We start from the raw sequence: 14406 nt of genomic DNA on the forward strand, positions 1-14406 counted from the left end.
TCATGGCTGAACATGGTGCACTGGCAACACTCAAAGATCTCGCCGAAAAAGAGGTGGATGACGCGGCGCTGCTGTTAGGTGAAATGCGCCGCGGTTTTCAGCAGGCGGAAGAACAGCTCACGATGCTGCTTGACTACCAGAATGAATATCGCAGCAACCTCAACAACGATATGAGTCAGGGGATTGCCAGTAATCGCTGGATTAACTATCAGCAATTTATTCAGACCCTGGAAAAAGCGGTGGAACAACACCGCCAGCAGTTAACGCAGTGGACGCAAAAAGTAGATATGGCGCTGAACAGCTGGCGTGAAAAAAAACAACGGCTTCAGGCCTGGCAAACCTTACAAGACAGACAGAACGCGGCGGCCTTACTGGCTGAAAACCGCCTGGATCAGAAAAAAATGGATGAATTTGCGCAGCGTGCAGCAATGAGGAAACCAGAATGATCACTTTACCCCAACGGGTCACCACGGACACTGACCTTATTACCGGCTTGTCGTCCGGTAAGGCGACGGATTCCGCCCAGGATTTTCTGACCCTGCTGGCAGGCGCATTAGGCGCAGGCGACGCACAGAGTAAAGACGCGCCGCTGACGTTAGCCGATATACAGGCCGCCAGCGGCAAACTGCAAAAAGGCCTGCTGGCACAGGACGGTGACGCTTCGCAGACCGTGAAACTGGCCGACCTGTTAGCGGCCAAAGAAGGACAGTCTGAAGAGTTGCAAAAAGGACTGAGCGATGCGCAGGCCCTGCTGTCCGCCCTGACGCCCACACAAAAGAGCAGTGCGCTCGCGGCCCTGCGCCAGTCCGCGCAGAAAGATGAAGGTGCCACGGCTCTCAGCGATGACGATCTCGCCAACCTCAGCGCCCTTTTCGCCATGCTGCCGGGTCAACCGGGAATGACGACACCGCCGGTAACTACCGGTGAAAAAGGGCGTGTGCTGAGCACCACGTTGAGCACCGATCCCCGTTCGCTCGCGCAGGCCGCGACCAGTCCGTTGACCCATGACGATGCGAAAAAAAGCAAAACGGACAATGCCACGCCGGTGATCGCTGCGGAAAGCGCTAAAGGTCAGCCGGTCACTACGCCTGTGGTGGCTGCCGCTGCCGCTAACGCGGAGATCGACAGTACGCCTTCACCCGTGACGCCAGGCATCGCGATGACCGCAACCCCGCATTCCGCCTCACAGCCGCTGCCCACCAGCGCCGCACCGGTTCTGAGCGCACCGTTGGGTAGCCATGAGTGGCAGCAATCCCTGAGTCAACACATCACGCTGTTTACCCGTCAGGGTCAGCAGAGCGCGGAACTGCGTCTGCATCCGGAAGATCTGGGTCAGGTACAAATCTCGCTTAAGCTTGATGATAACCAGGCACAATTGCAGATGGTCTCAGCCCATAGTCACGTTCGCGCGGCGCTGGAAGCCGCCCTGCCGACGCTGCGCACGCAACTGGCGGAAAGTGGCATTCAACTGGGACAAAGCAGCATTAGCAGCGAGAGTTTCGCCGACCAGCAGCACGCCTCATCCCAACAGCAGCAGACGGCTCGCACGCAGGGACAGGATCGGCTCATGGTTGATGACGAGAGCGAGCTGGCGGTTCCCGCTTCGCTCCAGTCCGCCGCACGCGGTAATGGCGCCGTCGATATCTTCGCCTAACGCCAGAGGTAGCATGATTATCCGCGTCTTTTCCACGCTTTGCCGTGGTCAGGACACGGGATAATCAGCCGATAAGCTGTACCGAAACAGGAAGCCCGTATCAGATGACTGATTCCGCGATTAGCAAAAAGAGCAAACGCTCAATTTGGATCCCGCTGCTGGTAATCATTACCCTTGCCGCCTGCGCCATCGCAGGCTATAGCTACTGGCGTATGCAGCAGCATCCCACTCCGGCGGCCAATGAGCCACCGCCGCCGCCTGCGCCGGTGTTCTTCGCCCTGGATACGTTTACCGTCAATCTGGGCGATGCGGATCGCGTTCTGTATATCGGCGTGACGCTGCGTCTGAAGGATGAAGCCACGCGCACGCGCCTGAACGAATATTTGCCAGAAGTCCGTAGCCGTCTGCTGTTGCTGTTCTCTCGTCAGGACGCCAACGCACTGTCTACCGAAGAAGGTAAGCAAAAATTGATCGCGGCGATTAAAGAGACGCTTTCCCCTCCGCTCGTTGCCGGACAACCCAAACAGGACGTCACCGACGTGCTGTATACAGCTTTCATTCTGCGGTAAAGACATGGGCGACAGTATTCTTTCTCAGGCTGAAATCGATGCGCTGTTGAATGGCGACAGCGACACGAAAGACGAGCCGACTCCGGGTATCGCGGGCGAAAGCGAAATTCGCCCGTACGATCCCAATACCCAGCGTCGCGTAGTGCGCGAGCGTCTGCAGGCGCTGGAGATCATCAACGAACGTTTTGCCCGTCAGTTCCGGATGGGGTTGTTTAACCTGTTGCGTCGTAGTCCGGATATCACCGTCGGCGCGATCCGCATTCAGCCGTATCACGAGTTTGCTCGTAACCTGCCGGTACCGACCAACCTGAACCTGATCCACCTGAAGCCGCTGCGCGGTACGGGTCTGGTAGTGTTCTCGCCGAGCCTGGTGTTTATCGCCGTCGACAACCTGTTTGGCGGTGATGGCCGCTTCCCGACGAAAGTGGAAGGCCGCGAGTTTACCCACACCGAACAGCGCGTCATCAACCGCATGCTGAAACTGGCGCTGGAAGGTTATAGCGACGCCTGGAAGGCGATCAATCCGCTGGAAGTGGAATACGTGCGTTCTGAAATGCAGGTGAAGTTTACCAACATCACCACGTCACCGAACGATATCGTGGTCAATACCCCTTTCCATGTCGAGATTGGCAACCTGACCGGTGAGTTCAACATCTGTTTGCCGTTCAGCATGATTGAACCGCTGCGCGAACTGCTGGTGAACCCGCCGCTGGAAAACTCCCGCAATGAAGATCAGAACTGGCGCGACAATCTGGTGCGTCAGGTTCAACACTCCGAGCTGGAGCTGGTGGCGAACTTTGCCGATATTCCGCTGCGCCTTTCTCAGATATTAAAACTGCAACCCGGCGATGTGCTGCCAATAGAAAAACCAGACCGCATTATTGCTCATGTGGACGGTGTACCTGTACTGACCAGCCAATACGGCACGGTTAACGGCCAGTATGCGTTACGCGTGGAACATTTGATTAACCCGATTTTGAATTCGCTGAATGAGGAACAGCCCAAATGAGTGACATGAATAATCCGTCTGATGAGAACACTGGCGCATTGGACGATCTGTGGGCTGACGCGTTGAACGAGCAAAAAACCACGACCAGCAAAAGTGCGGCCGACGCCGTTTTCCAGCAGCTTGGCGGTGGCGATGTCAGCGGCACGCTACAGGATATCGATCTAATCATGGATATTCCGGTCAAACTGACCGTTGAATTGGGCCGCACGCGGATGACCATTAAGGAGCTGCTGCGTCTGACGCAGGGTTCCGTGGTGGCGCTGGACGGCCTGGCGGGTGAACCGCTGGATATCCTGATCAACGGCTATCTGATCGCCCAGGGTGAAGTGGTGGTCGTGGCCGATAAATACGGTGTACGCATTACCGACATCATCACACCGTCCGAGCGTATGCGTCGTCTGAGTCGTTAATCATGAAAACCCAGGCCACCGTTCAACAGCCTTCTGCCGCACCGGGCTCGCCTTTGATGCAGGTAAGCGGCGCGCTGTTGGGGATCATCCTGTTGATCCTGGTAGCCGCCTGGGTAATCAAGCGCCTGGGTTTTGCGCCGAAAGGCGGCAGTACGCGCGGCCTGAAAGTCTCCGCCAGTACCTCATTGGGTCCGCGCGAGCGGGTGGTGATTGTGGATGTTGAGGATGCACGGCTGGTGCTTGGCGTCACGGCGTCAACCATCAATGTGCTGCATACCCTCCCCCCAGCCCCTGTCGTGCCAGAAGAGACGCCGTCTGCTCCTGCCGATTTTCAGGCCATGATGAAGAGTTTGCTTAAGCGTTCCGGGAGATCCTGATGCGCCGTTTGTTATCCCTTACGCTGACCGGTCTATGGCTAATCAGCCCCGCCGCGCTGGCGCAACTTCCTGGACTGGTGAGCCAACCGCTGCCCGGCGGCGGACAAAGCTGGTCGCTCCCCGTACAGACGCTGGTCTTCATCACCTCGCTGACCTTTATTCCGGCTATTTTGCTGATGATGACCAGCTTCACCCGCATCATCATCGTCTTCGGTCTGCTGCGTAATGCGCTCGGTACACCGTCCGCACCGCCAAACCAGGTGCTGCTGGGACTGGCGCTGTTCCTGACCTTTTTCATCATGTCGCCGGTCATCGACAAGATTTATGTTGAGGCCTATCAACCGTTCAGCGAAGAGAAAATCTCGATGCAGGAAGCGCTGGACAAAGGCGCACAGCCGCTACGTGAATTTATGCTGCGCCAGACCCGCGAAGCCGATCTGGCCCTGTTCGCCCGTCTGGCAAACAGCGGTCCGCTTCAGGGGCCAGAAGCGGTACCGATGCGCATTTTGCTTCCCGCCTATGTGACCAGCGAGCTGAAAACCGCGTTCCAGATCGGCTTTACGATTTTCATTCCTTTCCTGATTATCGACCTGGTGATCGCCAGCGTGCTGATGGCGCTGGGGATGATGATGGTTCCCCCGGCAACCATTGCCCTCCCGTTCAAACTGATGTTGTTCGTGCTGGTTGATGGCTGGCAACTGCTGGTGGGTTCGCTTGCACAAAGTTTCTACAGTTAGAGGCGAAAAATGACACCCGAATCGGTCATGATGATTGGCACCGAGGCCATGAAAGTTGCCCTCGCGCTTGCCGCCCCCCTGCTGCTGGTCGCGCTGGTGACGGGGCTTATCATCAGTATTTTACAGGCCGCCACACAGATTAACGAAATGACACTGTCGTTTATCCCGAAAATCGTGGCGGTGTTTACGGCGATTATCGTGGCCGGTCCGTGGATGCTGAATTTGCTGCTGGATTACGTGCGCACGCTGTTCACCAACCTGCCATACATCATCGGGTAAAACGACGGATGTTGCAGGTAACCAGCGATCAATGGCTGCAGTGGCTGAGCCTCTATTTCTGGCCGCTGCTGCGCGTACTGGCGCTGATTACTACCGCTCCGATCCTCAGTGAACGTGCCGTCCCCAAACGGGTAAAGCTGGGGCTGGGGATCATCATTACCCTCGTCATTGCCCCTTCGTTGCCGCCTAACGACGTGCCGATTTTTTCGTTTAATGCGTTATGGCTGGCGATGCAGCAAATTCTGATCGGCATCGCGCTCGGCTTTACCATGCAGTTTGCCTTTGCGGCGGTGCGTACAGCGGGTGAGATTATCGGTCTGCAGATGGGGCTTTCCTTTGCCACCTTTGTCGATCCGGCAAGCCATCTGAATATGCCGGTGCTTGCCAGAATCATCGATATGCTGGCGATGCTGCTGTTCCTGACCTTTGACGGTCATCTGTGGCTGATTTCGCTGTTGGTCGACACGTTCCACACCCTGCCCATTGGCGGTAATCCGGTGAACAGCAACGCGTTTCTGGCGCTGGCCAGAGCGGGCAGCCTGATCTTCCTCAACGGGTTGATGCTGGCGCTGCCGGTCATCACCATGCTGCTAACGCTGAACCTGGCACTGGGATTACTAAATCGTATGGCACCGCAATTATCCGTATTTGTGATTGGTTTTCCGCTTACCCTGACCGTGGGCATCGCGTTAATCGCGGCATTAATGCCGTTGATTGCGCCGTTTTGTGAACACCTATTTAGCGAAATTTTCAATTTATTAGCTGATATTGTTAGTGAATTGCCCGTTAATAATAGTCCATAATGTTTATCTTGTTATTCTAAGGATTATCCTAAAGTCATTCAGTAAAAACATCTACCAGGATAACTCTCACGCGCTTTATTTGTTTTTATCTCACTCACATAACGCAACATTTACTTTAAGACAATTCCAGGCAAATTATACGTAACTTTACGGGATAGTAAGTCCGCCTGAAAACCGCAAACGCGTCTCATTAGGTGAAGCATTCGGTTCCGTTAAGTTGTGTGAGATATTCGGGTAAGGGGAATTATCGTTACGCATTGAGTGAGGGTAAGCCATGTCAACGATTATTATGGATCTATGCAGTTACACCCGGCTAGGTTTGACCGGGTATCTGGTAAGCAGAGGGGTGAAAAAAAGGGAAATCAACGACATTGAGACCGTTGAAGAACTCGACATCGCTTGTGATACACACCAACCTTCTGTGGTGTTTATTAATGAAGACTGTTTTATCCATGACCCAGCCAACAGTCAGCATATAAAGCAAATCATTAATCAGCATCCCAATACGTTATTTATTGTTTTTATGGCAATTGCCAATGTGCATTTTGATGAATATCTGTTAGTCAGAAAAAACTTATTGATCAGTTCAAAGTCAATAAAGCCAGAATCCCTGGACGATCTCCTTGGCGATATTCTGAAAAAAGAGACGGATTCCGCCAGTGTAATAAATTTACCGACGTTATCATTAAGTCGTACTGAGTCCAGCATGCTGCGCATGTGGATGGAAGGCCAGGGAACAATTCAAATTTCGGATCAAATGAATATCAAGGCAAAAACGGTGTCATCCCATAAGGGGAATATAAAACGAAAGATAAAGACGCATAACAAACAGGTTATCTATCATGTCGTCAGACTAACCGATAACGTGACCAACGGTATCTTTGTTAACATGCGATGAGACGTCCCGACTGGTGGATGTCCCACCAGCCGGGTTTACATCGGCTGTCGCAATCCTACTCTGCCTTCTCCACAAAGATACCATCCTGATGCCCTGACTCATTAAAGAACCAGATGCCGAGCGGGTAGTCTTCCAGCGAAACCAGGTACATTGTGCCTTCACTAAACTCTTCCACTGCCAGTACCACGCCAGGACGACGAGAACCGCCGTCCGTTTTGACTGTGACCCGATCATTCACCTTCATCATTATCCTCCTGTGGCTTTGTGCCAGTGTAGAACAAAAACCGCTGACTGACAGCGTCTGAGCGGTTCGATTGCGGGTTTTCTCAACGGTCTATACTTAGTCTGTGGCACGGTGAATGACGAGGTTGAAATGAAGACCGCGAAAGAGTACAGCGATACCGCAAAACGTGAAGTCAGCGTCGATGTTGACGCGTTGCTGGCGGCGATTAATGAAATCAGCGAGAGTGAGATCCATCGTAGCGGAAACGACCCGGACAGAGTCAGTGTGGATGGCCGTGAGTATCATACATGGCATGAATTGGCCGAGGCGTTTGAGCTCGACATCCATGATTTTAGCGTGACGGAAATTAATCGATGAGCTGCAGCGAAAAAAATCCCGACCCTAACGGGTCGGGATGAAACTTGCTTATGCAAGAAGCACTTGAAAATTCGTTACACCAGGAAATCTGATGTACGCTAAACCTTATCCGCAATTTTTTTGTATGACAAGCAAATATTTTTCAGACAAATGATTAATCCTTCTAATGGTTGGAACGGACCGGCTGCCAGCGCGCCTGATGACGGGATCGATCCCATTTCCCCTTCAGGCCAAACACCCTGTTTTTAGGATTTATCCAGAATACGGCGACCCACGTGACAGGAATAAAAATGCTTTCACTCGACGCTCCATTGCTGATTTTTACCGATCTGGATGGCACGCTGCTGGACAGTCACACTTATGACTGGCAGCCTGCCGCCGCCTGGCTCGCCCGACTGCGTGAGAAAAATATTCCGCTGATCCTGTGCAGCAGCAAAACGGCAGCGGAAATGCTGCACATCCAGAAGTTACTCGGTTTACAGGGATTGCCGCTGATTGCTGAGAATGGCGCCGTGGTTGAACTGGACAGCCGTTGGCAGACGCATCCTGACTTCCCGCGACAGATAGCCGGTGCTTCACATGCTGAAATTAGCGCCGTGATTAACAAACTTCGTACCCGATCCTCGTTTAAATTTACGACGTTTGATGATGTCGATGAATCCACCATCGCCGAGTGGACTGGCCTGACACATGCCCAGGCCAGCTTAACGCGCCTGCATGAAGCCTCAGTCACGCTGATCTGGCGCGACAGCGATGATCGAATGGCCGACTTCACCCGACAGCTAAACGACCTGGGATTACAGTTTGTTCAGGGCGCGCGATTCTGGCATGTCCTGGATGCCAGCGCTGGAAAAGATCAGGCTGCAAACGGGCTGATTGATCTCTATCAGCGCCAGTGGAAGCGACGTCCGGTCACCGTCGGACTGGGTGATGGCCCGAATGACGCGCCACTGCTGGAGGCGATGGATTACGCCGTCATCGTGAAAGGCTTAAGTCGCGAAGGGGTAATTTTACGCCCCGACAGCACCGTGCAGGTTTACCGCACGCAGCGAGAGGGACCGGAAGGCTGGGACGAAGGCATGACCCATTTTTTCGCCACGCCTTAGCCTTTATCCGAGACACAGACCCGGTTACGGCCTGCCTGTTTTGCCAGGTAGAGTCTACGGTCCGCCAGTGACTGGAGCTGCTCAAAATCATAGTCTCCGGTCTCCTGGGTACTGCTCACCCCGAGTGAGGCGCTAATCCACAACGTGGCGCTTTTCGCCACCAGAATCTCTTTCTCATTCAGCCGCAGGCGGATGCGCTCAGCTATCTGCTCCGCCTGCGCCAGAGACGTTTCCGGCAGGACCACACAGAACTCCTCCCCGCCGACTCGCCCTGCAACATCATAAGTACGCAACGTCCCGCTGATTAAGCCTGCGGCATGCGTTAACACCCGATCCCCGGCCTGATGACCAAAGCGATCATTAATACTTTTGAAGTGGTCCAGATCGATCTGAATAACCGACAGCGGTTGTTTTTGCGTTCGGCAACGCTGAGTCAAGTGCTTAGCTTTTTCAAAGAGCGCGCCGCGGTTATACAAGCGGGTCAGCGTATCGTGCCAGGCCTGCCACTGGAGTGAACTTTGCAGCACAAACATATTGCTGACCATTTGACGGATGACCACCCAGGAGATGATCAGCATCGCGGTGAACAGCGCCCACAGTAACGCCAGCGCAATACTGATGCTGCCGAAATCGCCGTGTACCCCTTCGCTTAAGGTATGTACCCGCACCAGTACGCCATCGAAATGATCCAGACGTTGCCAACTGATGTAGCGGCTCCCCATGCGCAAACCGCCTACGGTATCCTGTTCGATATCGTGCGCGAGCATCGCCAGTTCGCGCTCATCAAAGGTGTTCGCGTTTCTCAATTCCGCCGAGGAACCGGCCAGCAGCTTCAGTTTGCTGTCATAGAGTTGATACACCCCCTCCACGTCCTTATCGATGGCTTCATCCATAAACCGTTCGACTGCCGACACGGGGATGGTCATCGCCAGCACGCCAAGCCAGTAAAAGTGATAATCCAGCGGTACGCTCACGGTCACGCGCTGCTGCTCGTAAGAGAGATCGGGTGACGGCGTGGTGAACCAGCGTACGCCGCGCATGCGGTTTTTTCGCTGCGACTGCTCGGTAAACCAGGGTTGGATCACGTAGTCGTAATATCGGGTAGTAATATCGCTGGACAGCGATGTCGGTAACGTGGAGACGTAAAAGCCCGCGCGCGAAACATACATCGCCTGTTGCGACATCGATGTACGGATGATCGCTAAACGCAACAAATAGCCCACTTCCAGCGCGGCGGTCAGCTCGTTATTCAGCGATTGATCGTCACGCGAGAGCAACTGAGTTTGACTTACAAACGCATCAGAAACGCCATTCAGCGGCAGCGTCCGTCGCTTATCCAGCTCAAGTTGCCAGACGCGTGAATGACGCAACTGCTCAAAATGGGTAACCGCATCTCTTAAGACCGAAAACCCCAGCGGGGTGATCAGCGCCTCATGCATCCCGTCACGCAGAAACAGCAGTTTATCCACATTGAATTGCAACTGCTTGTCGAGCGAGTTGGCGACATTTTCCAGATGATTACGCTGGCTGGAGATATAGGCGTCTTCCAGGACGACCACTTCCCGCCAGGTCAGAAGAGTCGAAAAAAACATGACAATCAGAAAGCAGAGATTCACGACGTGGCCAGGGCCGAGTCGCCGCGCCAACGTTTTCAGCCAGCCCCCGTTTTCCATCGTTGCTTCGTGCGGCACTCTGCCCACTCCCTACTCGCTGTTGCTTTCCTAATCCTGGCATAACGCAGTACGTTACGTATTGTTGCCGTCACGCATTTTTTAAGAAAACGCCCGACATCCGCCGGGCGTTTTGTCATCAGGCTTCATCACACCGTCTACAGGTAGCGCCAGCGACGAGTTCATACTCATGGAATGCCTCTCGCTTGACGCCAAACCCATCATACCACCGACACTCCACCATACCGCTGGAATAGCCGGTGACAATCATACGCGGACCGCCCTCTTTCACAGTCACTTCCTCACTGACCAAAAAAACCATGTTACCTCCTGTATCCAGTGAACGTTTTCACCTTAGACGAGGATGTCCGGTTTTGCCTCATTCTGAGGAAGACTTTTAGTGCGCAACCCCGCGCATTCTGGCAACGGCTTTCACCAGCAGCACAACGATGGCACCGATGATAAACCCCAATACCAGATTCAGCAGCGTCGGTAAAATCAACGCCACCACAGCATTTTGCTGCTGGGCAAACTGTTCAATGGCATGATGCAACGGCGCAATACCGTGTACCACAATTCCCCCGCCCACCAGGAACATGGCCAGCGTACCCACCACCGACAGTGATTTCATCAGCCACGGCGCGACAACCAGCAGCCCTTTCCCTAATGTCTGCACCAGCACGCTGGTTTTTTCTGCCAGCCAGTACCCCATATCATCCAGCTTAACGATGAGACCAACCAGGCCATAAACGCCAATGGTCACCACCAGCGCGATGCCTGACAAAACCAGCACCTGGTTGAGCAACGGCGCCTCGGCCACAATCCCGAGCGTAATCGCCACGATCTCTGCTGAAAGAATAAAGTCGGTTCGCACTGCGCCTTTGATTTTATCTTTCTCAAACGCCAGCGGATCCTGCGCCGCCAGCGCTTCCAGCCGCCGCTGTCGCTCAGCCGGATCTTCTTTGTGTTTTCGCGATTCGAAGGTGTGCAGGACTTTCTCCACGCCCTCAAAACAGAGGAAGGCGCCGCCAATCATCAACAACGGCGTAATCGCCCAGGGAATAAAGGCGCTGATGAGCAGCGCCAGCGGCACCAGGATCACTTTGTTAACCAGCGAGCCTTTCGCAACGCTCCAGACCACCGGCAACTCGCGGTTTGCTCTTACCCCCGTCACCTGCTGCGCGTTAAGCGACAGGTCATCCCCCAGTACACCAGCGGTTTTCTTCGCGGCCAGTTTGCCCATCATCGAGATGTCATCCAACAGCGTGGCGATATCATCGAGTAAGGTCAGTAAGCTACTTCCTGCCAAAATTATTCCCTCATTTTTTTATTCTTGAAGCGTTAAGTATGGAGTAAAACACGCGAGGCCGAAACTGGTGTTATTCGTCAACATTTTTTTAACAAGACGCATGAATTATATCGCTCGCCAGCCTGATAGTTTTCGCGTTTACTATGTCGCTTGTTAGCGTTTTTCACGTGAGGGATTATGCGTTTCAGGCAGTTGTTACCGCTTTTCAGCGCGCTGTTCGCGCTGTATATCATCTGGGGTTCCACCTATTTCGTCATCCGTATCGGTGTGGAAAGTTGGCCGCCGCTGATGATGGCTGGCGTGCGCTTTCTCGCCGCCGGGGGACTGTTAACCGCCTTTTTACTACTGCGCGGCCATAAACTGCCGCCGCTTCGTCCTCTGCTTAACGCGGCGCTGATTGGTATTTTACTGCTGGCCGTCGGCAACGGTCTGGTTACCCTGGCGGAGCATCAAAACGTCCCTTCCGGGATCGCGGCGGTCGTGGTGGCGACGGTGCCGCTATTCACTCTGTGCTTTAGCCATTTCTTTGGCATTAAAACCCGCAGGCTCGAATGGCTGGGGATTGCGATTGGGCTGGCGGGGATCGTGATGCTCAACAGCGGTGGTAATCTGAGCGGCAATCCGTGGGGGGCGATATTAATTCTGATCGGTTCGATCAGTTGGGCGTTTGGCTCCGTCTACGGTTCGCGTATTACGCTACCGGTGGGGATGATGGCCGGCGCAATAGAGATGCTCGCCGCCGGGATCGTACTGATGTGTGCCTCACTGCTCAGCGGTGAAAAACTGACCGCGCTGCCGTCGCTGTCAGGCTTGCTGGCGGTCGGCTACCTGGCGTTGTTTGGTTCCATCATTGCCATCAATGCCTATATGTATTTGATCCGTAACGTCAGCCCCGCGCTGGCAACCAGTTATGCCTATGTGAATCCGGTCGTTGCGGTGTTACTGGGGACGGGACTGGGAGGTGAACGTCTGGCGCCGATTGAATGGCTGGCGCTGGGGGTCATTGTCTTTGCGGTCGTTCTGGTCACGTTGGGGAAATACCTTTTCCCGGCCAAACCGATGCCTGACGCGATGGAAAACAAAAAAACGTTACAGTAAATGCATCCCCTGAGTGTCGATCTGCGCGGGCGCGCCGCCGCCGCAGATCCACTCTTCAAGACGTTCTGACAGCGCAGCGTCGCTAAGCTTTTCCCGTCCGCGTAGCGCACATTCCCAGACGATCAGCACCCGCCAGCCCAGTTCCTGTAAATTCTGGATATCGCGGCGATCGCGCGCCACGTTTTTACCAATCTTATCCAGCCAGAAATCGGTGCGCGTCGCGGGCACTTTGAACAGATAACAGTGATGATGGTGCCAGAAACAGCCGTGGGTAAAAATGACGCAGCGATACTCATCCACCACAAAATCAGGACGACCGGGTAGTGAAGCATCCTGAACGCGATAGTCGAGCCCCTGCTCCATCAGCAGCCCAGCCAGTCGTTTTTCGATAGCCGTATCGCGGGTTGCAATGGCCCGCATGTTTTTACTGCGCGTTGCCTTATCGTGAACGTCCGCCATGAGCGCTCTCTTGCTGCCGTAACGCGACCGCCGCATTAATGTTCTCTTCCAGCAATTTCGCCACGGCGGCGAACGCGGGCACGACCACCGAGTTTCCAAACTGGCGATAGGCCTGGGTGTCAGAAACAGGGATACGGAACTGGTATCCCTGCGGCGACTCGAAGCCCATTAGTCGTGCGCACTCTCTCGGCGTCAAGCGACGTGGACGATGCTGTTGATTTTGCGGATCGTCGAAATTCACTTCCCCGGTGGCGAAATCCCAACCGCGGTCGATCAGAATTTCAGCACCATCTTTGTAATAGCGCGCGGAAAGCGTTCGCGTCACGCTATTCGGATTCGCGGGATCGACCATGCCGTAGCCAAAACCGTTACCTTTCGCCTGATGTTTTTTCGCGTAGCGGTAGAGATATTTCCACAGTACAGGCGTCAACACATATTTGGCTTCAACCACTGGTTCCAGTAATTCCGCCAGCGTCGTCCGCCGCGGCGGGTAACGCGTGCTGATGTTACGCAGGGTAAAATCGCGCTTCAGGTTCAGATCGCGACGAAACCCGACCAGCACGATGCGTTCCCGGTGCTGCGGCAAAAAATGTTTGCCGTCGATGATTTTCGGATCGTCCGGGCCATTATCCTCTGCATCGGCAACGTCGTAACCCAGAGCGTCCAGCGTCTGCATAATAATGCGGAACGTTTTGCCCTGATCGTGGCTCTTCAGGTTTTTCACGTTTTCCAGAACAAAAATCGGTGGACGGCGGGCATCGATGATTCGCACAACGTCAAAGAACAGTGTTCCCTGAGTATCGCAGGCAAAACCGTGGGCGCGTCCCAGCGCATTTTTCTTCGACACCCCGGCAAGGGAAAACGGCTGGCACGGAAAGCCTGCCAGCAGAACATCATGTTGCGGCACATGCTGACGAATATGGTCCGCCGCCTGACTGTCGCTGACGCCTTCGCGATGGCTGAGCGTGATGTCGCGAATGTCTTCATTAAAGTGGTGGCTGGCCGGGTCGCAGTAATAGTTAGCTTTATAGGTACGCACCGCATGTTTGTTCCACTCGCTGGTAAACACACACTGCCCGCCTATCGCCTCAAATCCGCGACGGATACCGCCAATACCGGCAAAGAGATCGATAAAGCGGAAGGCATAGTGCGGATGGTGCGCTGGCGGCGTGGGCAACAGGGTACGCAAAAACCCCGACTCTCGTTCGCTTAATCGGTGCCAGGCGGAGGCATTCGCCACTACGCGCTTTAAAATGGCCGGACTCCAGTGGTTCTCGCCGATTCCATTCAGGTGAGCCACCAGCGTTTTAACATCATAAATTTCCAACAATTTCGCCAATAACGCCTGCGCAACGTCTGCATTGCTGTCTGTTGCGGGAACCAGCGAACCTGTTACTGAAAGATTTTGCTGCATATCGTTAACCGAC

19 protein-coding genes are annotated in these 14406 nt (G+C 54.3%); 13 read left to right on the forward strand and 6 right to left on the reverse strand.

Annotated elements, in window-relative coordinates; translation table 11 throughout:
* The first annotated feature begins 2 nt into the window (after nucleotides 1-2).
* From fliJ to rcsA, 10 genes are all read left to right on the forward strand, one after another.
* A complete protein-coding gene (gene fliJ, locus AOY24_RS06145) occupies nucleotides 3-446 on the forward strand; it encodes a flagellar export protein FliJ (protein ID WP_043001895.1) in 444 nt (147 codons plus the stop codon).
* Nucleotides 443-1654: a flagellar hook length control protein FliK gene (fliK, locus tag AOY24_RS06150; RefSeq protein WP_054176312.1), complete on the forward strand. Its 1212-nt coding sequence runs from the start codon at nucleotides 443-445 to the stop codon at nucleotides 1652-1654. The genes fliJ and fliK overlap by 4 nt, the downstream gene beginning before the upstream one ends.
* Before the next feature lie 104 nt (nucleotides 1655-1758).
* A complete protein-coding gene (gene fliL / locus AOY24_RS06155; RefSeq protein WP_054176313.1) occupies nucleotides 1759-2223 on the forward strand; it encodes a flagellar basal body-associated protein FliL in 465 nt (154 codons plus the stop codon).
* A gap of 4 nt (nucleotides 2224-2227) precedes the next feature.
* Nucleotides 2228-3232 (forward strand): flagellar motor switch protein FliM, encoded by a 1005-nt coding sequence (gene fliM, locus AOY24_RS06160; protein WP_042318275.1) that lies wholly within the window; start codon nucleotides 2228-2230, stop codon nucleotides 3230-3232.
* Nucleotides 3229-3642 (forward strand): flagellar motor switch protein FliN, encoded by a 414-nt coding sequence (gene fliN / locus AOY24_RS06165; RefSeq protein WP_042318274.1) that lies wholly within the window; start codon nucleotides 3229-3231, stop codon nucleotides 3640-3642. Before fliM ends, fliN begins: the two co-directional genes overlap by 4 nt.
* Nucleotides 3642-4019 carry a flagellar biosynthetic protein FliO gene (gene fliO, locus AOY24_RS06170; RefSeq protein ID WP_082366172.1) on the forward strand — a complete coding sequence of 126 codons (378 nt, stop codon included), beginning with the start codon at nucleotides 3642-3644 and terminating at the stop codon, nucleotides 4017-4019. Before fliN ends, fliO begins: the two co-directional genes overlap by 1 nt.
* Nucleotides 4019-4756, forward strand: coding sequence for a flagellar type III secretion system pore protein FliP (gene fliP, locus AOY24_RS06175; RefSeq protein WP_043000284.1), 738 nt, complete (start codon nucleotides 4019-4021; stop codon nucleotides 4754-4756). Before fliO ends, fliP begins: the two co-directional genes overlap by 1 nt.
* Before the next feature lie 9 nt (nucleotides 4757-4765).
* The gene (gene fliQ, locus AOY24_RS06180; protein WP_044257593.1) at nucleotides 4766-5035 is read left to right on the forward strand and encodes a flagellar biosynthesis protein FliQ; all 270 of its coding nucleotides are present in this window, start codon (nucleotides 4766-4768) and stop codon (nucleotides 5033-5035) included.
* An 8-nt stretch (nucleotides 5036-5043) separates the two neighbouring features.
* Entirely contained in the window at nucleotides 5044-5838 is a 795-nt protein-coding gene (fliR, locus tag AOY24_RS06185; RefSeq protein ID WP_043000282.1) for a flagellar biosynthetic protein FliR, read from the forward strand.
* Between the two features lie 274 nt (nucleotides 5839-6112).
* Nucleotides 6113-6736 carry a transcriptional regulator RcsA gene (rcsA, locus tag AOY24_RS06190; RefSeq protein WP_054176315.1) on the forward strand — a complete coding sequence of 208 codons (624 nt, stop codon included), beginning with the start codon at nucleotides 6113-6115 and terminating at the stop codon, nucleotides 6734-6736.
* Between the two features lie 55 nt (nucleotides 6737-6791).
* On the opposite strand, the gene dsrB is transcribed toward rcsA, so the two are convergent.
* Nucleotides 6792-6980, reverse strand: coding sequence for a protein DsrB (gene dsrB, locus AOY24_RS06195; protein WP_042318262.1), 189 nt, complete (start codon nucleotides 6978-6980; stop codon nucleotides 6792-6794).
* 129 nt (nucleotides 6981-7109) lie between these two features.
* On the opposite strand from dsrB, the gene yodD reads away from it, so the two are divergent.
* Together yodD and AOY24_RS06205 are read left to right on the forward strand one after the other, a co-directional pair.
* Nucleotides 7110-7337, forward strand: a complete 228-nt coding sequence (gene yodD / locus AOY24_RS06200; protein ID WP_042318260.1) for a YodD family peroxide/acid resistance protein — start codon at nucleotides 7110-7112, stop codon at nucleotides 7335-7337.
* A 290-nt stretch (nucleotides 7338-7627) separates the two neighbouring features.
* Complete coding sequence (locus AOY24_RS06205) at nucleotides 7628-8443, forward strand: mannosyl-3-phosphoglycerate phosphatase-related protein (protein ID WP_044266928.1); 816 nt, start codon at nucleotides 7628-7630, stop codon at nucleotides 8441-8443.
* On the opposite strand, the gene dgcQ is transcribed toward AOY24_RS06205, so the two are convergent.
* From dgcQ to AOY24_RS06220, 3 genes are all read right to left on the reverse strand, one after another.
* On the reverse strand, nucleotides 8440-10134 hold the full coding sequence (gene dgcQ, locus AOY24_RS06210) for a cellulose biosynthesis regulator diguanylate cyclase DgcQ (protein WP_043000279.1): 1695 nt from the start codon (nucleotides 10132-10134) through the stop codon (nucleotides 8440-8442). The two genes, AOY24_RS06205 and dgcQ, sit on opposite strands and share 4 nt — an antisense overlap.
* A 118-nt stretch (nucleotides 10135-10252) precedes the next feature.
* Complete coding sequence (locus AOY24_RS06215) at nucleotides 10253-10435, reverse strand: YodC family protein (protein ID WP_043000278.1); 183 nt, start codon at nucleotides 10433-10435, stop codon at nucleotides 10253-10255.
* 75 nt (nucleotides 10436-10510) lie between these two features.
* The gene (locus AOY24_RS06220) at nucleotides 10511-11428 is read right to left on the reverse strand and encodes a DUF808 domain-containing protein (protein WP_150547135.1); all 918 of its coding nucleotides are present in this window, start codon (nucleotides 11426-11428) and stop codon (nucleotides 10511-10513) included.
* 171 nt (nucleotides 11429-11599) lie between these two features.
* Between AOY24_RS06220 and yedA the strand changes: the two genes are divergently transcribed.
* Complete coding sequence (gene yedA, locus AOY24_RS06225) at nucleotides 11600-12520, forward strand: drug/metabolite exporter YedA (protein ID WP_054176317.1); 921 nt, start codon at nucleotides 11600-11602, stop codon at nucleotides 12518-12520.
* Here yedA and AOY24_RS06230 read toward each other — a convergent pair.
* Nucleotides 12512-12979 (reverse strand): very short patch repair endonuclease, encoded by a 468-nt coding sequence (locus tag AOY24_RS06230; protein WP_054176318.1) that lies wholly within the window; start codon nucleotides 12977-12979, stop codon nucleotides 12512-12514. The genes yedA and AOY24_RS06230 overlap by 9 nt on opposite strands.
* On the reverse strand, nucleotides 12960-14393 hold the full coding sequence (locus AOY24_RS06235) for a DNA cytosine methyltransferase (RefSeq protein WP_044266920.1): 1434 nt from the start codon (nucleotides 14391-14393) through the stop codon (nucleotides 12960-12962). The genes AOY24_RS06230 and AOY24_RS06235 overlap by 20 nt, the downstream gene beginning before the upstream one ends.
* Between the last annotated feature and the right edge of the window lie 13 nt (nucleotides 14394-14406).

The sequence above is a fragment of the Citrobacter sp. CtB7.12 genome (assembly GCF_001297795.1).
Classification (GTDB): domain Bacteria; phylum Pseudomonadota; class Gammaproteobacteria; order Enterobacterales; family Enterobacteriaceae; genus Citrobacter_A; species Citrobacter_A amalonaticus.